Origin of the sequence: Mycobacterium ulcerans subsp. shinshuense, from assembly GCF_002355775.1 — a bacterium.
In the GTDB taxonomy this organism is placed as follows: domain Bacteria; phylum Actinomycetota; class Actinomycetes; order Mycobacteriales; family Mycobacteriaceae; genus Mycobacterium; species Mycobacterium marinum.
Genome location: NZ_AP017624.1, coordinates 1,458,716 through 1,477,291 on the forward strand (window position 1 = coordinate 1,458,716; position 18,576 = coordinate 1,477,291).

General features: G+C 65.8%; 10 protein-coding genes and 3 pseudogenes. 11 read left to right on the top strand and 2 right to left on the bottom strand.

The genetic code is table 11. The features are described from left to right. Positions 1 to 102 precede the first annotated feature (102 nt). A complete protein-coding gene (locus tag SHTP_RS06700; RefSeq protein WP_420872955.1) occupies positions 103 to 1,305 on the bottom strand; it encodes an ISAs1-like element IS2404/ISMul1 family transposase in 1,203 nt (400 codons plus the stop codon). Positions 1,306 to 1,450: 145 nt separating this feature from the next. Between SHTP_RS06700 and SHTP_RS06705 the strand changes: the two are divergent. Continuing rightward, positions 1,451 to 2,425 (top strand): annotated as a pseudogene (locus tag SHTP_RS06705) (PPE family protein); the annotation flags it as partial. Between the two features lie 15 nt (positions 2,426 to 2,440). Here SHTP_RS06705 and SHTP_RS06710 read toward each other — a convergent pair. Beyond that, positions 2,441 to 3,643, bottom strand: coding sequence for an ISAs1-like element IS2404/ISMul1 family transposase (locus SHTP_RS06710; protein WP_420872956.1), 1,203 nt, complete (start codon positions 3,641 to 3,643; stop codon positions 2,441 to 2,443). Positions 3,644 to 3,771: 128 nt separating this feature from the next. Between SHTP_RS06710 and SHTP_RS06715 the strand changes: the two are divergent. The 10 genes and pseudogenes from SHTP_RS06715 to SHTP_RS06760 all read left to right on the top strand — a co-directional run. Continuing rightward, positions 3,772 to 4,677 (top strand): annotated as a pseudogene (locus SHTP_RS06715) (pentapeptide repeat-containing protein); the annotation flags it as partial. A 90-nt stretch (positions 4,678 to 4,767) separates the two neighbouring features. Beyond that, complete coding sequence (locus SHTP_RS06720; RefSeq protein WP_012393166.1) at positions 4,768 to 5,421, top strand: dTMP kinase; 654 nt, start codon at positions 4,768 to 4,770, stop codon at positions 5,419 to 5,421. Between the two features lie 70 nt (positions 5,422 to 5,491). Continuing rightward, positions 5,492 to 6,178, top strand: coding sequence for a two-component system response regulator MtrA (mtrA, locus tag SHTP_RS06725; protein ID WP_015354856.1), 687 nt, complete (start codon positions 5,492 to 5,494; stop codon positions 6,176 to 6,178). Positions 6,179 to 6,227: 49 nt separating this feature from the next. Further along, positions 6,228 to 7,907, top strand: a complete 1,680-nt coding sequence (mtrB, locus tag SHTP_RS06730) for an MtrAB system histidine kinase MtrB (protein WP_012393168.1) — start codon at positions 6,228 to 6,230, stop codon at positions 7,905 to 7,907. A 17-nt stretch (positions 7,908 to 7,924) separates the two neighbouring features. Then, entirely contained in the window at positions 7,925 to 9,685 is a 1,761-nt protein-coding gene (lpqB, locus tag SHTP_RS06735; protein WP_096372356.1) for an MtrAB system accessory lipoprotein LpqB, read from the top strand. A gap of 60 nt (positions 9,686 to 9,745) precedes the next feature. Beyond that, positions 9,746 to 10,576, top strand: a complete 831-nt coding sequence (locus SHTP_RS06740; RefSeq protein WP_096370133.1) for a hypothetical protein — start codon at positions 9,746 to 9,748, stop codon at positions 10,574 to 10,576. A 42-nt stretch (positions 10,577 to 10,618) separates the two neighbouring features. Next, positions 10,619 to 11,254: a ComF family protein gene (locus SHTP_RS06745; protein ID WP_086085449.1), complete on the top strand. Its 636-nt coding sequence runs from the start codon at positions 10,619 to 10,621 to the stop codon at positions 11,252 to 11,254. 341 nt (positions 11,255 to 11,595) lie between these two features. Continuing rightward, on the top strand, positions 11,596 to 12,285 hold the full coding sequence (gene hpf / locus SHTP_RS06750) for a ribosome hibernation-promoting factor, HPF/YfiA family (RefSeq protein WP_011740530.1): 690 nt from the start codon (positions 11,596 to 11,598) through the stop codon (positions 12,283 to 12,285). Between the two features lie 96 nt (positions 12,286 to 12,381). Further along, complete coding sequence (gene secA, locus SHTP_RS06755; RefSeq protein WP_096370134.1) at positions 12,382 to 15,234, top strand: preprotein translocase subunit SecA; 2,853 nt, start codon at positions 12,382 to 12,384, stop codon at positions 15,232 to 15,234. 84 nt (positions 15,235 to 15,318) lie between these two features. After that, positions 15,319 to 18,549, top strand: a pseudogene (locus SHTP_RS06760) (MFS transporter). The last annotated feature ends 27 nt before the right edge of the window (positions 18,550 to 18,576 follow it).

The window sequence follows — 18,576 nt, forward strand, 5'->3', positions numbered from 1 at the left end:
TCCGTCGCAATAACTGGGCGGGCGGTCGCCGATGGTTGCGGCCGGAAGGGGATGTTGTGATGAATTTTTCGGTCATGCCACCCAGGGCTCCGGCGTTGTTGATTAGCAGGCTTGTGAGCTGGGGAATTGTGGATTGAGGAGGTCTAGGCGGCGGTTGGCGGTCAAAGCGGTGATCCGGCAGGCTTCGGCGATGTTGTCGGCGCCGTTGAGGCGGTGCAGATTGATCGCGGTGTTGCGTAGCGTTGCTAGGACCTGTGCGCCGTTTCCGGTATGTGCCCTTTGACGGTCTTCGTCGAAGGTGACGTCGCGTATCCAGTGCAGGCTGTTCTCGATTCCCCAGTGTTGACGCATCCAGGTCATGATCGCGGTAGGGCGGGCGTGCTCGAACGGCAGGCTGCAGATGGCATAGACCACCTCCACGCTGCGCTGGTCGGTGGCGGTGATCAAGCGTTCACGAGTGATCCGGATGATTTGTTTTGCGTAGGGGAAGCCGATTCCTCGTGCAGCGGCGATGATTTGCAGGGTGCGGGTCTCGACACGGCCGTGGCCGCGGGAGTCGTCGGTAGCGGCTGCGGGCACCTCGGCCCAGGGCAGCGCGGTGATACGCGCAAGTATTTTGGCTTGGTTGGACTTGACGATCATCAGATAGTGCGACTTCAAGGTGGCGCAGATCAACTTCGCGGTGACGACCTGGGTATGCATCGCATCCACGGTGACCAGCCACCGCAAGCTACCCGGCAGCAGCGTGAGCAGGGCACGTACGCAGGGAATTTCATTGCTTTTCTCGGCGACAGCGAGTTGACCGAGCACCAATCGGGCACGGTGGGCGAACACCGACACGAGATGCGTGGCTGTCGCTTTGGCGCGTAAAGCACCACGCAGCATCTTGCCGTCCAACGCGATCGGCACCAATCCACTGGGGTCGCTGCTGGCCACGTGTGCAGTGAAGTAACTGCCCATCCTGGCGTTGAGGTCGGCGGGGTCTAGCCGAGACAAAACAGCGCGGAAGGTCTTCTCACTGGGCCGCCGGAACCGGACCCCTAATTGGGCCAACACATCATCGGGAGCGGTGGCCGCCCATGTGGCAAAACCAGCATAGCCGCGCATCCCCGCGGCAGTGGCCAGAACCGCGATCGCCAACAAAGCCATCAGCGAATACCTCCGACCGCGTGGGTCCCTCGGGTCTGGCACCGAGGCCAACACATCGAGAAACTCCGATCCGATGAGCTCGCTGCGCACACCAGGACTCCAGCGGTCGAACACCTCTGGAACCGACGACACAGGCAATACTGAAACGGTAGGCACGGGCAACTCCAGACCAACGACGAACAGTAACCAACTCGATCGTTCTCCAGATAGCCCGTGCCTACACTCCGGCCCCAATAGCGCGGCACCAAAGATCATCAACCCAGCTCACAAGCCTGCTAATCAACAACGCCGGAGCCCTGTCATGGCACGTGAGATCAATTCGGTGTTGATGTTCGCCGGTGCGGGCTCCGAGCCGATGCTGCCGGCGGCTCGAGGGTGGAGCGAGTTGTCCGCGGAACTGCAGTCGGCGGCGGCCGGCTTTGCTTCGCTGACCTCGGGGCTCACGGGTCAGTTCTGGCAGGGCGCGGCGGCGCAGGCGATGACGGGTGTGGCGCAGGCGTACGCGGCGCATCTATCCGCGACGGCCGCACAAGCTGGGCAGGTGTCGGCGCAAGCCAATGGTGTTGCCGCGGTGTTCGATGCGGCGCGGGCTGCGATCGTGCATCCGCTTCAGGTGGCGGCCAACCGCACCCAGCTGGTGTCGTTGGTGGTATCGAATCTGTTCGGTCAGAACGCACCGGCGATTGCCGCGGTCGAGGCCAACTACGAGGAGATGTGGGCCCAGGACGTGTCTGCGATGTCTGGCTACTACACCGGCGCCTCGGCGGCGGTCGCGCAGTTGACCCCCTGGGAGCTGACGTCGGAGGGCATCGTCATACCGTTGCCCGACCATATTGGCGTCCTCAACTTCACCCCGGGCAACATCGGCTCCCTCAACCTGGGTATCGGTAACGTCGGCGACCTCAACCTGGGCAGCGGCAACACGGGACCGGGCAATCTGGGTCTGGGCAACTTCGGCGAGCTCAACCTGGGTAGCGGGAACATCGGCAGCCACAACTTCGGCTCCGGGAACAGCGGCAGCGCCAACTTGGGTAGCGGAAACACCGGCAACTCCAACTTCGGTTTGGGCAACACCGGCAGCACCAACCTCGGCAGCGGGAACACGGGATCGGCAAACTTCGGCAGCGGCAACCTCGGTGACGCCAACGTCGGCTGGGGGAACCTGGGTAGCCATAACCTCGGCTTCGGAAACAACGGCAGCAACAACATTGGTATCGGGCTGACCGGCGACAACCAGATCGGCATCAACTTCGGTGCGCTCAACAGTGGCCCAGGGCTCCGGCGTTGTTGATTAGCAGGCTTGTGAGCTGGGGAATTGTGGATTGAGGAGGTCTAGGCGGCGGTTGGCGGTCAAAGCGGTGATCCGGCAGGCTTCGGCGATGTTGTCGGCGCCGTTGAGGCGGTGCAGATTGATCGCGGTGTTGCGTAGCGTTGCTAGGACCTGTGCGCCGTTTCCGGTATGTGCCCTTTGACGGTCTTCGTCGAAGGTGACGTCGCGTATCCAGTGCAGGCTGTTCTCGATTCCCCAGTGTTGACGCATCCAGGTCATGATCGCGGTAGGGCGGGCGTGCTCGAACGACAGGCTGCAGATGGCATAGACCACCTCCACGCTGCGCTGGTCGGTGGCGGTGATCAAGCGTTCACGAGTGATCCGGATGATTTGTTTTGCGTAGGGGAAGCCGATTCCTCGTGCAGCGGTGATGATTTGCAGGGTGCGGGTCTCGACACGGCCGTGGCCGCGGGAGTCGTCGGTAGCGGCTGCGGGCACCTCGGCCCAGGGCAGCGCGGTGATACGCGCAAGTATTTTGGCTTGGTTGGACTTGACGATCATCAGGTAGTGCGACTTCAAGGTGGCGCAGATCAACTTCGCGGTGACGACCTGGGTATGCATCGCATCCACGGTGACCAGCCACCGCAAGCTACCCGGCAGCAGCGTGAGCAGGGCACGTACGCAGGGAATTTCATTGCTTTTCTCGGCGACAGCGAGTTGACCGAGCACCAATCGGGCACGGTGGGCGAACACCGACACGAGATGCGTGGCTGTCGCTTTGGCACGTAAAGCACCACGCAGCATCTTGCCGTCCAACGCGATCGGCACCAATCCACTGGGGTCGCTGCTGGCCACGTGTGCAGTGAAGTAACTGCCCATCCTGGCGTTGAGGTCGGCGGGGTCTAGCCGAGACAAAACAGCGCGGAAGGTCTTCTCACTGGGCCGCCGGAACCGGACCCCTAATTGGGCCAACACATCATCGGGAGCGGTGGCCGCCCATGTGGCAAAACCAGCATAGCCGCGCATCCCCGCGGCAGTGGCCAGAACCGCGATCGCCAACAAAGCCATCAGCGAATACCTCCGACCGCGTGGGCCCCTCGGGTCTGGCACCGAGGCCAACACATCGAGAAACTCCGATCCGATGAGCTCGCTGCGCCCACCAGGACTCCAGCGGTCGAACACCTCTGGAACCGACGACACAGGCAATACTGAAACGGTAGGCACGGGCAACTCCAGACCAACGACGAACAGTAACCAACTCGATCGTTCTCCAGATAGCCCGTGCCTACACTCCGGCCCCAATAGCGCGGCACCAAAGATCATCAACCCAGCTCACAAGCCTGCTAATCAACAACGCCGGAGCCCTGAACAGTGGCCACGGAAATATCGGCCTGTTCAACTCCGGCAACGACAATGTCGGTTTCTTCAACTCCGGCGACAAGAACATCGGCATCGCGAACTCGGGCTTGGGAGTTGGGCCGCTGAGCACGGAATTTTTCACCTCGGGGGAGTTCAATTCGGGTGTCGGGAGCTCGGGGACACTCAACACCGGCTGGGGAAACTCGGGTTCCACCAACACGGGCTACTTCAACGCGGGTCACACCAACACGGGCCTGTTCAACTCCGGTGACACCAGCACCGGCCTGTTCAATGACACCAACACCGGTCTGTTCAACTCCGGTGACACCAACACCGGCTTCTTCAACGCCGGCACCGCCAACTTCGGTAGCTTCAACGGCGGCAGCACCAACACCGGCGACTGGAACTCGGGCAGCATCAATACGGGCTACGCAAATTCCGGCGGCACGAATACCGGCATCCTCAATGCGGGCAACCTCAATACCGGCGCGTTCAGTCCCTTTGATCAGCCGGTGGTGAACTCGGGCTTCTCCAATGATTTCGATGGCCCATTCGGTAAAGGGGGCGTCAACCAATCGGGCGCCTTTAACCAGGGCGTCGGTAACTCGGGCTTCGATTCCGGCGACAACATAAAGGGCGGCACCGTGAGCTCTTCGGGCTTCGAGAACCACGGAAACTTCGGATCCGGTTTCCTGAATGCCGGTTCGTTTAGTTCGGGCTTTCGCAACACCGGCCCCGAGGGCATCAACCCCGGCTTCATGTCGGGCTTCGTCAACAGTTCCGGGACGTTCATCTCCGGCTTCTTCAATGCGGGCACCTTCACCCCGGGGTTGTTGGAGACCTTCAATTCGGGGTTCGGGAACCTGGGTAACCAGGTATCAGGCTTGTTCAACGCCTAGAACGTCAAGTCAGGGCCGATTCACTGACCGTGCGGATGGGCACCGACATGCTCCGCAGAAGTGCCGCACGGCGCGCAATAGGCTGATGCCGTGCTGATCGCGATCGAAGGCGTTGACGGCGCGGGCAAGCGAACTTTGTCCGAGGGTCTGCGCAAGGAGTTCGAAGCCGCCGGAAGATCGGTGGCCACGCTGGCCTTCCCGCGCTACGGAAACTCGGTCACGGCCGATATCGCGGCCGAGGCGCTACACGGCGAGCACGGCGATCTCGCGTCCTCGGTGTTCGCGATGGCGACGCTGTTCGCGCTGGACCGCGCCGCCGCGGTCGACGAGATCCACGGCTTGTGTCTGGCCTACGAGGTGGTGATTCTGGACCGCTACGTGGCGTCCAACGCCGCCTACAGCGCGGCGCGCCTGCATCAGGACTCGGCGGGGGAAGCTGTGGCCTGGGTGGGGCGGATGGAGTATGAGCGGTTCGGGCTGCCCGAACCGGACTGGCAGGTACTGCTCGCGGTGCCCGTCGAGCTGGCCGGCGAGAGGTCGCGTGGGCGGGCCCGCAGCGACCCGGGCCGGCCCCGCGACAGCTACGAACGCGACGATGGGCTGCAGCAGCGCACCGGCTCGGTGTACGCCGAGCTGGCCGCCGCGGGCTGGGGTGGTCGGTGGCTGGTTGTCGACGCGGACGTCGATCCGGGGGCTCTGGCGGCGACATTGATGTCGCCGACGGCCCCAGAGGGGGGAAATTGAGGGGTATTTGCCCTAATCAAGCGCGAAACGCCCGTGTGGTGCGCCAGTTTTGTCCCAATCTGGTGCCACCATGGACACCATGAGGCAAAGGATTCTGGTTGTCGACGACGACGCTTCGTTGGCGGAGATGCTCACCATTGTGTTGCGTGGGGAGGGTTTCGATACCGCGGTCATCGGCGACGGTACTCAGGCCCTGACTGCGGTGCGCGAGTTGCGCCCGGACTTGGTGCTGTTGGATTTGATGTTGCCCGGGATGAACGGGATCGACGTGTGCCGGGTGCTGCGCGCCGATTCCGGGGTGCCGATCGTGATGCTGACCGCCAAGACCGACACCGTCGATGTGGTTCTCGGCCTGGAGTCTGGCGCTGACGACTACATCATGAAGCCGTTCAAGCCCAAGGAGCTGGTGGCCCGGGTGCGGGCGCGGCTGCGCCGCAACGACGACGAGCCCGCCGAGATGCTGTCCATCGCCGACGTCGACATCGACGTGCCGGCGCACAAGGTCACTCGCAACGGCGAGCAGATCTCGCTCACGCCGCTGGAGTTCGACCTGCTCGTTGCGTTGGCACGCAAACCGCGCCAGGTGTTTACTCGTGATGTGCTGCTCGAACAGGTGTGGGGGTACCGGCACCCGGCGGATACCCGCCTGGTGAACGTGCATGTCCAGCGTCTGCGGGCCAAGGTTGAGAAAGACCCTGAGAACCCGACCGTGGTATTGACCGTTCGAGGAGTGGGTTACAAGGCCGGACCTCCGTGATCTGCACCGGCGACGATGCAGAGCGCGGCGATGCTGAGGATCGGTGCCAGTGATCTGGGGCTCGCGACGGCGCATGCGGGGTCGCTGGGGGCGTTCCGGTCCGATGACGCGCGGGTTGAGCGCGTTGAGCCGAGCCGTTGGCGTTGCGTGGCGTCGGTCGCTGCAACTGCGCGTGGTGGCGCTGACGCTGGGGCTTTCGCTGGCTGTCGTCATGGCGCTGGGCTTCGTGCTGACCAGTCAGGTCACCAACCGCGTGCTCGATATCAAGGTCAAAGCCGCCATCGACCAGATCGAGCGGGCCCGCAACACCGTTAGCGGAATAGTCAACGGCGAGGAGACCCGCTCGCTGGACAGCAGTCTTCAGCTTGCCCGCAACACTTTGACCTCGAAGACCGATCCGGCCTCGGGTGCCGGTCAGGCCGGTGCGTTTGATGCGGTGCTGATGGTGCCGGGTGACGGTCCGCGCGCTGCCTCCGCGGCCGGCCCTGTCGACCAGGTGCCCAGCGCATTGCGCGGCTTCGTCAAGGCGGGGCAGGCCGCATATCAGTACGCCACCGTGCATACCGATGGCTTCTCCGGGCCGGCGCTCATCGTCGGCACCCCGACGTCGTCGCGGGTGGCCAATCTCGAGCTGTACCTGATCTTTCCGCTGGCCAATGAGCAGGCCACGATCACGCTGGTGCGCGGCACGATGGCCACCGGCAGCCTGGTACTGCTGGTCCTGCTGGCCGGTATCGCGTTGCTGGTCTCGCGTCAAGTCGTGGTCCCGGTCCGGTCCGCATCGCGGATCGCCGAGCGCTTCGCCGAGGGACACCTGTCCGAACGGATGCCGGTGCGTGGTGAGGATGACATGGCGCGGTTGGCGCTGTCGTTCAACGACATGGCCGAAAGCCTGTCTCGTCAGATCACCCAGCTCGAGGAGTTCGGCAACCTGCAGCGTCGGTTCACCTCCGATGTCAGTCATGAGCTGCGCACCCCGCTGACCACGGTCCGGATGGCCGCCGACCTGATCTATGACCACAGCGCCGACCTGGATCCGACGCTGCGGCGCTCCACCGAGTTGATGGTCAACGAACTGGACCGGTTCGAGTCCTTGCTCAACGACCTCCTCGAGATCTCGCGCCACGACGCCGGTGTGGCCGAGCTGTCGGTTGAGGCGGTCGACCTGCGCACCACCGTCAACAGCGCGCTCGGCAACGTGGGTCACCTGGCCGAGGAGGCCGGCATCGAGTTGTTGGTGGAGATGCCGGACAGCGAGGTGATCGCCGAGGTCGATGCGCGCCGGGTGGAACGGATACTGCGCAATCTGATTGCCAACGCCATCGATCACGCCGAGCACAAGCCGGTGCGGATTCGGATGGGCGCCGACGAAGATACCGTCGCGGTCACCGTCCGCGACTACGGCGTGGGACTGCGGCCCGGCGAGGAGAAGTTGGTGTTCAGCCGCTTCTGGCGGGCGGATCCGTCCCGGGTGCGCCGGTCCGGCGGCACCGGGCTGGGTCTGGCCATCAGCGTCGAGGACGCGCGGCTGCACCAGGGCCGGCTGGAAGCCTGGGGCGAACCCGGCCAGGGTGCCTGCTTCCGGCTGACCTTGCCGCTGGTTCGGGGCCACAAGGTCACTACCAGCCCGCTGCCCATGAAGCCGATCCCGCAACCGGCGGCGCAACCGAATGCGCTGGAGCACACCGACCGCCTGCGCCCCCGTGAGCACGCGGAGTGGAGCGGCTGATGCGGGAGTTTCCGACGATGGTTCGGTCGGTATTTGCCCTGGTGTTCGCGGCTGTGCTGCTCGGTGGCTGCGCGAGCGTGCCGAGTTCATCAGCTCCACAAGCCATCGGCACCGTGGAGCGTCCGGCGCCGTCGAATCTGCCCGAGCCGATCCCGGGCATGGATCCTGACGTGCTGCTGCGGGAATTCCTCAAAGCCACGGCCGATCCGGCCAACCGGCATCTGGCGGCGCGGCAGTTCCTCACCCAGTCGGCTTCCAACGCGTGGGACGATGCCGGTAGCGCCCTGCTGATCGACCACGTGGTCTTCGTGGAAACCCGTGGCGCCGAACGGGTTTCGGCGACCATGCGGGCAGACATCCTGGGCTCACTGTCCGATATGGGAGTCTTCGAGACCGCCGAAGGCGAGTTACCCGACCCGGGGCCGATCGAGTTGGTCAAGACCTCCGGCGGCTGGCGCATCGATCGGCTGCCCAACGGAGTCTTCCTGGACTGGCAGCAATTCCAATCCACCTACAAGCGCAACACGCTGTATTTCGCGGACCCGACCGGCAAGACGGTGGTTCCCGACCCACGCTATGTTGCCGTGTCCGACCATGACCAGCTGGCCACCGAGCTGGTGTCCAAGCTGCTGGCCGGCCCACGTCCGGAGATGGCGCATTCGGTGCGCAACCTGCTGGCGCCGCCGTTGCGGCTGCGCGGTCCGGTGACGCGGGCCGATGGCGGCAAGAGCGGCATCGGCAAGGGATACGGTGGCGCGCGCATCGACCTGGAGAAGCTGTCCACCACCGATCCGCACAGCCGGCAATTGCTGGCCGCGCAGATCATTTGGGCGTTGGCCCGAGCGGACATCCGAGGGCCCTATGTGATCAACGCCGACGGTGCCCCGCTGGATGACCGGTTCGCCGAAGGGTGGACCACCTCCGATGTCGCCGCCACCGACCCGGGGGTAGCCGACGGAGCCGGGGCGGGACTGCACGCCCTGGTGGGGGGGTCACTCGTGGCGCTGGACGGACAGCGGATCACTACCGTCGGGGGAGCCTTCGGTCGGATGGGGGACCAGACCGGTGCGGCGTTGTCACGCACCGGTCGCCTGGTGGCCTCGGTGGTGACGCTGCGGCGCGGCGCCCCCGACGTGGCCGCCTCACTGTGGATTGGTGAGCTCGGCGCCGAGGCGGTGCAAGCCGCCGACGGCCACAATCTGTCGCGGCCCAGCTGGTCGCTCGACGACGCGGTCTGGGTGGTGGTCGACACCAACAATGTGCTGCGCGCGATCCAAGAACCTGCGTCCGGACAGCCGGCCCGGATTCCCGTCGACTCCACCGCGGTGTCCAGTCGCTTCCCCGGGGCGATCACCGATCTGCAGCTCTCCCGGGACGGCACCCGCGCGGCGATGGTGATTGACGGGCGGGTGATTCTGTCCAGCGTCGAGCAGACCCAGGCCGGCCAGTTCGCCCTGACCTACCCGCGGCGGCTGGGTTTTGGGCTTGGTACCTCGGTGGTCTCGTTGTCCTGGCGAACCGGCGATGACATCGTGGTGACCCGTAACGACGTCGGCCATCCGGTGTCGTATGTGAACCTGGACGGAGTGAATTCCGATGCGCCGGCGCGCGGTCTGCAGATTCCGCTGTTCGCCATCGCGGCCAACCCCTCGACGGTGTACGTCGCCGGACCGCAAGGGGTGATAATGTACTCGGCCTCATCCGCCGAAGGCCAACAGAGCTGGGCGGAAGTGCCCGGCCTGATGGTGGCCGGGGCGGCGCCGGTGTTGCCGGGATAACCGCTGGGCTGCGCCGGGCCGGGCGGGCCAACTACCCTCGTAGTGAGGAGTCGCTTTCCGATGTCGCCCAAAGTTCCTTTCCTGCGTTGGGATGATCCGTTCCGCGCGCTGGAAATGCTGGGCTCGCTATGGTCATCAACCGGTTTGCAGTCGGTGACCGCGGGAGCCGCCCAGGTCGTCGCCATGCCATACCGGACGCTGTTCATGACGCTGCAGCAACTGCTTGTCGGCAAGGAAGTCACCGTGCGCATGGGCGACCAGGACGTGGTGCTCACCGTCACCGAGTTGGACTCCGCGCTGGACCCGCAGGGCCTTGCCGTCGGGCAGCTCGGCGAGGTCCGGGTGGCCGCCCGGGATGTCAGCTGGGATGAGCAGCGGCTGCAGAGCGCGGTCGCGGTCCTGCGCAACGTGCACATCCGCCCGGGGGTACCACCGATGGTGGTGGCGGCACCGGTCGAGTTGTCCTCGGTGCTGCCGGCGGCGATCTTCGACGAGGTGCTGCAGCAGGTGGCTCCGCAGCTGCGCAGCGAGCTGTCCGAGGATGGGACCGCCCGACTGCGCTGGTCGCGCCGGCCCGAGTGGGGCGGACTGGAGGTGGACGCCGACGTGGTGGGGACGACGCTGTGGCTGCGACCCCGCGCCGTGATGACCGGACGCCGACGCTGGTCTTTGCCGGCCCGGATGCCCGCCTACCAGGTACCGCTGCCGCCACTGCCGCACGGATTGCTGATCACCCACGTCAACCTCGGACTGGATGCACTGCAGCTGTCTGCGCTGCTGCCCGAGTGGCGCATGGAGTTGCCGCTGCGGCACCTAGAGGACCTGATCACCCGGCTGAGCCAGGGAGCGCTCAGCTTCAGTTGGCCCTCCCTGTTGCGCGGCTCGGACTGAACGCCGGCCTCGGATGTCACCCCGAGCGGCGACACTTCTTTCGTGCTCGACCTCGTCTTGCCGCTGGAATGCGGCGGCTGCGGAGCCCCATCGACGCGGTGGTGCGCTGCCTGCGCCACCGAGCTCGCGGTGGCCGCCACCCGCCCGCATGTGGTCAGCCCCCGGGCCGACCCGCAGGTGCCGGTGTTCGCGTTGGGTCGCTACGCGGGTGCGCGGCGCCACGCGATCCTGGCCCTGAAGGAACGCGGTCGCGGCGACCTCGTGGCGCCGTTGGCCCGGGCGCTGGCCGTCGGTGTCCATCGGCTGCTGTGCTGGGGCATCGTCGGCACCCCGCTGACGCTCGTGCCCGCACCGACCAGGCGTGCCGCGGCGCGGCGCCGGGGCGGGGACCCCATCACCCGGATCGCGGACGCGGCGGTGGCGGCTCACCCTGACATCGCCGTAGTCCAGGCGCTGCGGATGAGAGCACTGGCTCGCGACTCGGTGGGCCTGGGTAGCTCGGCCCGGGAACGCAACGCCGCGGGCCGCGTGCTGATGCTGAAGGGACAGCGACTGGGCACCGAAATCGTCGTCGTCGACGACGTCGTGACGACCGGGGCGACGGTGCGGGAGTCGGTTCGGGTGCTGCGGGCCGCCGGGGTTCGGGTGGCCGCCGTGCTGACCATCGCGGCGGCGTGATGGGGCGAATCGAAAGCCGTGAATGTCAACGCATCCGCGCAACCCGATGAATCTGCCAAGAGACGGTGAAGAACACACAACACGTGTGCCAATTAGGTGGCACGGTAGGGCAAACACCAGCTAACGTCGAGAGCAGATTTCAGACTCAATGAGAAGACTCACGGTCGATTCTCCTAGGTTCCAGCAATACCCGCGGTAGGAGGTGAGCTACTCGACATCTTGCTCCGGCGGGCAGCCTGCGGCGGTGCTTGCTCCAAACCGCTCCAACCCCCGTCGGCGCGTATCAGAAAGCCGGGCACGCAGGGCGCGTGCGACGTGAAAAGAGAAACGAGTTGTCACGAATGACAAGGCTAACTGTGGATTCCGACCAGGTTCTGGACCAGGCGCCGGCACAATCCGGTCAACCGGAGGAACCGCAAGCGACCGCCGAGATCGTCTTCAAAGGCCGCAACGTCGAGATTCCCGACCACTTCCGTACCTACGTTTCGCAGAAACTCTCCCGCTTGGAGCGGTTCGACCGAACCATCTACCTGTTCGACGTCGAACTCGACCACGAACGCAACCGTCGCCAGCGCAAGTCTTGTCAGCGGGTGGAGATCACCGCGCGCGGCCGGGGGCCGGTTGTGCGCGGCGAGGCCTGCGCCGACAGCTTCTACGCCGCCCTGGAATCTGCGGTGGTCAAGGTTGAGAGCCGGCTGCGGCGCACCAAGGACCGGCGCAAGGTTCACTACGGCGACAAGACCCCGGTTTCGGTAGCCGAGGCGACCGCGACGGTGACAGCGCCCGAAATGGCTTTCGCCGCGGAGCCGGCCGAGCCGCACGAACATGATGGGGCGGTGTTGGACCACCAGCCCGGGCGGGTCGTGCGCACCAAGGAACACCCGGCCAAGCCGATGTCGGTCGATGATGCGCTCTACGAGATGGAACTCGTCGGACACGACTTCTTCTTGTTCTTCGACCAGGAGACCGAGCGGCCAACCGTGGTGTACCGCCGGCACGGCTATGACTACGGGTTGATCCGACTGTCGTGACCGGGCTCGACTGACGATCACCGGCCATTACCGCGTCGTCACCTACGATGGGAGTCGCCTAACCGAAGAAGACTCCTACCCACAAGGGACATTGCTGTGCTGTCGAAGTTGCTGCGCGTTGGTGAAGGTCGCATGGTCAAGCGCCTCAAAAAGGTCGCTGACTATGTCGAATCATTGTCCGGAGACGTCGAGAAGCTTACCGACGCCGAACTGAGGGCCAAGACCGACGAATTCAAGAAGCGGCACGCCGAAGGCGAGAGCCTCGACGAGTTGCTGCCTGAAGCCTTCGCGGTGGCGCGCGAAGCCGCATGGCGAGTGCTCGACCAGCGCCCGTTCGAGGTCCAGTTGATGGGTGCGGCCGCGTTGCACCTGGGCAACGTCGCCGAGATGAAGACCGGTGAGGGCAAGACCCTGACCTCGGTGTTGCCGGCCTACCTCAACGGCATCGGCGGCAAGGGCGTGCACATCGTCACCGTCAACGACTATCTGGCCAAACGTGACAGCGAGTGGATGGGCCGGGTGCACCGCTTCCTGGGGCTGGACGTGGGCGTGATCCTGGCCCAGATGACGCCGGAGGAACGTCGTGTCGCCTACAACGCCGACATCACCTATGGGACCAACAACGAGTTCGGCTTCGACTATCTGCGCGACAACATGGCCCACACGCTCGACGACTGCGTCCAGCGCGGGCACAACTTCGTCATTGTCGACGAGGTCGACTCCATCCTGATCGACGAGGCCCGCACCCCGCTGATCATCTCGGGTCCCGCCGACGGCAGCTCGAACTGGTACACCGAGTTCGCCCGGCTCGCACCGCTGATGGAAAAAGACACCCATTACGAGGTCGACCTGCGTAAACGCACCGTCGGGGTGCATGAGCTCGGGGTGGAGTTCGTCGAAGACCAGCTCGGCATCGACAACCTCTACGAGGCCGTCAACTCGCCGTTGGTCAGCTACCTCAACAACGCCCTGAAGGCCAAGGAGCTGTTCAACCGCGACAAGGACTACATCGTCCGCAACGGTGAAGTGCTCATCGTCGACGAGTTCACCGGCCGGGTGCTGATCGGCCGGCGCTACAACGAAGGCATGCACCAGGCGATCGAGGCCAAGGAGCACGTCGAGATCAAGGCCGAGAACCAGACGCTGGCGACCATCACGCTGCAGAACTACTTCCGCCTCTACAACAAGCATGCCGGCATGACCGGTACCGCCCAGACCGAGGCGGCCGAGCTGCACGAGATCTACAAGCTGGGTGTGGTCCCCATCCCGACCAACAGGCCGATGGTCCGCGAAGACCAGTCGGATCTCATCTACAAGACCGAGGAAGCCAAGTACATCGCGGTGGTCGACGATGTCGCCGAGCGCTACGAAAAGGGCCAACCGGTGCTGATCGGCACCACCAGCGTGGAGCGCTCGGAGTACCTGTCCCGGCAGTTCACCAAACGGCGCATCCCGCACAACGTGCTCAACGCCAAGTACCACGAGCAGGAGGCCGGCATCATCGCCGAGGCGGGCCGGCGCGGAGCGATCACGGTCGCCACCAACATGGCCGGCCGCGGTACCGACATCGTGCTGGGCGGAAACGTCGACTTTCTGACCGACAAGCGGCTGCGCGACAACGGTCTGGATCCGGTGGAGACCCCCGACGAGTATGAGCAGGCCTGGCACCAAGAACTGCCCAAGGTCAAGGAGGAGGCCCGCGACGAGGCCACCGAGGTGATCGAGGCCGGCGGCCTGTACGTGCTGGGCACCGAACGTCACGAGTCGCGGCGCATCGACAACCAGCTGCGCGGCCGTTCCGGCCGCCAGGGTGACCCCGGGGAGTCGCGCTTCTACTTGTCGTTGGGCGACGAGCTCATGCGCCGGTTCAACGGCGCCGCGCTGGAGTCGCTGCTGACCCGGCTGAACCTGCCCGACGATGTCCCGATCGAAGCCAAGATGGTCACCCGGGCCATCAAGAGCGCCCAGACCCAGGTCGAGCAGCAGAACTTCGAGGTGCGCAAGAACGTCCTCAAGTACGACGAGGTGATGAACCAGCAGCGCAAGGTCATCTACGCCGAGCGCCGCCGCATTCTCGAGGGCGAGAATTTGCAGCAGCAGGCCAAGGACATGCTCACCGACGTCATCACCGCCTACGTTGACGGTGCGACCGTCGAAGGCTACGCCGAGGACTGGGACCTTGACGCGCTGTGGACGGCGCTGAAGACGCTGTACCCGGTGGGCATCAAAACCGACACCTTGATGCGGCGCGACCAAGACTCCGATCGCGACGACCTGACTCGTGATGAACTGCTCGAAGCCCTGCTGCAAGACGCGGACCAGGCCTATGCGGCACGAGAAGCCGAGCTCGAGGAGCTGGCCGGCGAGGGCGCGATGCGCCAGCTGGAACGCAACGTTTTGCTCAATGTCATCGACCGCAAGTGGCGTGAGCACCTCTACGAGATGGACTACCTCAAGGAGGGCATCGGCCTGCGCGCGATGGCGCAGCGCGATCCGCTGGTCGAGTACCAGCGCGAAGGCTACGACATGTTCATGGCCATGCTTGACGGCATGAAAGAGGAATCGGTCGGATTCCTGTTCAACGTCAGTGTCGAGGCGGTCCCGGCCCCGCAGGTTGAGGTCGCTCCCGTCGCCGAGCCCGAAGACCTGGCCGAATTTGCCACCGCGGCCGCGGCCGCGGCCCAGGAGGGGGGCGCTGGCCGCAAGACTGCGGCGGCGCGCGAAGAAGCGCCGAGTAGGTTGCGCGCCAAGGGGATTGAGGACGAGTCGCCCGCTCTGACATATTCCGGACCGTCCGAGGACGGCTCGGCGCAGGTGCAGCGCAATGGTGGTGGCGCGGCCAAGACCCCGGCCGGAGTACCCGCGGGTGGCAGCCGGCGTGAGCGACGTGAGGCCGCGCGTCGGCAGGGCCGCGGCGCCAAGCCGCCGAAGTCGGTCAAAAAGCGCTGATGTGCTAGCTACCCGCGGCATTGGTGATCGGCTACAGTAGGCACCCTCACCAGCTGCGCAGTGTCGCCAACAGGAGCTTGCACGATGAGCGGTGTGTCGATTTCTTCGTTCGAGAAGGTCACCTCCCGTCACAGCAAACGCCCCGGCGCGACGCCCGCGCGAACCCATCTGGCCGGTCATGCGCGCAAGGGGTTCGCCAATCTGACCCACCGCCGGCAGCCCTCGTCGGCGGCGGTTCTGCTGGTGGCCGCATTTGGCGCCTTCCTAGCCTTCCTGGACTCGACGATCGTGAACATCGCGTTCCCCGATATCCAGAAATCGTTCCCCTCCTATGATCTCGGCAGTCTGTCCTGGATCCTCAACGCCTACAACATCGTCTTCGCCGCTTTCCTGGTCGCTGCGGGCCGGATGGCCGATTTGCTGGGCCGCAGAAGAACATTCACGTTCGGAGTGGTGATATTCACCATCGCCTCCGGGCTGTGCGCGGTGGCCGGCAGTGGCGAGTGGTTGGTGGCCTTCCGGGTGCTGCAGGGCATCGGGGCGGCGGTGCTGGTCCCGGCATCCCTGGCGCTGGTCGTCGAGGGTTTCGAGCCGGCGCGCCGAGCACACGCGATGGGTCTGTGGGGGGCGGCCGCGGCCATCGCGTCCGGTTTGGGCCCGCCCATCGGCGGCATGCTGGTCGACTGGGCAAGCTGGTGATGGGTGTTTCTGGTCAACATTCCCCTGGGCGTCGTCGCGGTGCTGGCAACCAGTCGGGCGCTGGTCGAAAGCCGCGCCGCGGGGCGCCGGCGCAAACCCGACCTGCGTGGTGCGACGCTGCTGGCCGGAGCGCTGGGGCTGCTTACCCTGGCACTGGTCAAGGGCCCGGATTGGGGCTGGGTGAGCGTGCCCACCCTGGCCGTGTTCGCGGCCAGCGCGATCACCCTGGTCGGCTTCGTGCTGAGTTCGATGGCCGCGCCGGTGCCGCTGGTCGAGCCGGCGTATCTGCGCAGCCGGCCGTTCGTGGTGGGCAACGTGCTCACGCTGGTCGCCGCGGCCGGCTTCTACTGCTACGTACTGACCCACGTGCTGTATCTGAACTACGTGTGGGGCTACTCGCTGCTGAAGGCGGGGTTCGCGATCGCGCCGGCCGCGCTGGTCGCGGCGGTGGTAGCCGCGCTGCTCGGCCGGGTCGCCGACCGCCACGGGCACCGGCTCATCGTCACCCTCGGTGCTCTCGTCTGGGCCGGGAGCCTGTTCTGGTACCTACAGCGGGTCGGCACCGAACCGGATTTCCTGCGCAGGTGGTTGCCGGGCCAACTGCTGCAAGGTATCGGTGTCGGTGCGACATTGCCGGTGCTCAGCAGCGCCGCCCTCACCGGGGTGGCCAAGGGCGGCAGCTATGCCACCACCTCGGCGGTGGTCAGCACGACGCGTCAGCTCGGCGCGGTGATCGGCGTGGCGGCCCTGGTGATCCTGATCGGCAAGCCCGAGCATGGTGCCGCCGCAGACGCGCTGCGGCGGGGATGGGCGATGGCGGCGATGTGCTTTGTCGTGGTGGCGATCGCCGCGGTGTTGTTGGGCCGCACCAACAGCAAGCCCGGTCAGGAGCTCGAACCCGAGTCGGCGGCCGCGGCGCGCGCGGCGCCCACCACGACGGAGCCGGCGGCGGCACTGATCGCCAACCGGGCCACCGATGAGGCGGACCTGCTGGGAAATCTGCCACTGTTCGCCGGGCTGGATGCGGCCGCCCTGGCCGAACTCGCCGATCGAGTCGAAGAAGTTGAACTGCAGGCGGGTTCGTATCTGTTTCTTGCCGGCGACGCGTCCGACTCGCTCTACGTGATCCGCAGGGGCCGCGTGCAGGTGCTACACGGCGACATCGTGATCAAGGAGCTGGGCCGCGGTGAGGTCCTCGGCGAGCTTGGGCTGCTGATCGACGCGCCCCGCTCCGCATCGGTGCGGGCGTTGCGTGACTCCAGGCTGGTTCGGCTCACCAAGGCCCAGTTCGATCAGATCGCCAACCGTGGCGTGCTGGCGGCGCTGGTCAGGGTGCTGGCCACCCGGCTGCGCGAGGCGCCACCGCCCGCCGTTCACACCACCTCGCCCGGGGTGGTGGTGTCGGTTGTCGGGGTAGGGGCCGACGCCCCCGTGCAGTCGGTCGCGGCTGGACTGCTGACGGCCTTGTCGAAGCAGCTGCGGGTGGTGGATCCCGGCCGGGTCGACATCGACGGTCTGGACCGCGCCGAGCGCGGTGCCGACAAGGTGCTCCTGCACGCTGGCGCCCAGGATACGGACTGGCGCGATTTCTGCCTGCGGGTCGCGGATCGGATCGTGCTGGTGACCGGGGATCCGGACCCGGGCGCGGCCGCACTGCCGGCACGAGCCCAGGGTGCGGACCTCGTCCTGGCCGGGCCGACCGCCAGCCGCGAACAACGGCGCAGCTGGGAGGAGCTGATCACGCCGCGATCGGTGCACGCGGTGCACTACCGGCGCGTGGTTCAGGACCTGCGGCCACTTGCCGCGCGCCTGGCCGGCCGATCGATCGGGCTGGTCCTCGGCGGCGGCGGTGCGCGGGGCTTTGCCCACCTCGGAATACTCGAAGAGCTGGAGCAGGCCGGGGTCGCGATCGACCGCTTCGCTGGTACCAGCATGGGGGCGGTCATCGCGTCGCTGGGAGCCAGCGGCTTGGACGCCGCCACCGCGGACGCGTACGCCTACGAGTACTTCATTCGGAACAATCCGCTGCGTGACTACGCGGTACCGATCAAGGGGCTGGTTCGTGGCCGGCGGACCCTGACGCTGCTCGAAGCTGCGTTCGGAGATCGGCTGGTGGAAGAGCTTCCGAAGGAATTCCGTTGTGTCAGCGTGGATCTGATTGCTCGGCAACCCGTCGTGCACCGCCGGGGCAGGCTCGTTGATGTGGTTGGATGTTCGCTACGGTTGCCTGGAATCTATCCGCCGCAGGTCTACCAGGGTCGGTTGCATGTGGATGGTGGCGTGCTGGACAACCTGCCCGTGTCCACCCTGGCAACGTCGGACGGCCCGTTGATCGCGGTGAGTCTGGCCTCAGGCGAGGTGCCTGGCGCCCCGCTGCAGCCCGACGGCCCGCCCCGGGTGCCTGGAATCGGCGACACCTTGATCCGCACCATGACGATCGGCAGCCAGCGCGGGGCCGATGTCGCGTTGGGCCTCGCGCAGGTCGTGATCCGTCCCGACACTTCCGCCGTTGGGCTGCTGGAATTCCACCAGATCGATGTCGCTCGCGAAGCGGGACGTGCCGCCGCCCGAGAGTCGATGCCGCAGATCATGGCGCTGCTGAATCAGCGGCGTTAGGCGGCGACACCGGAAATTGTGGGTGCA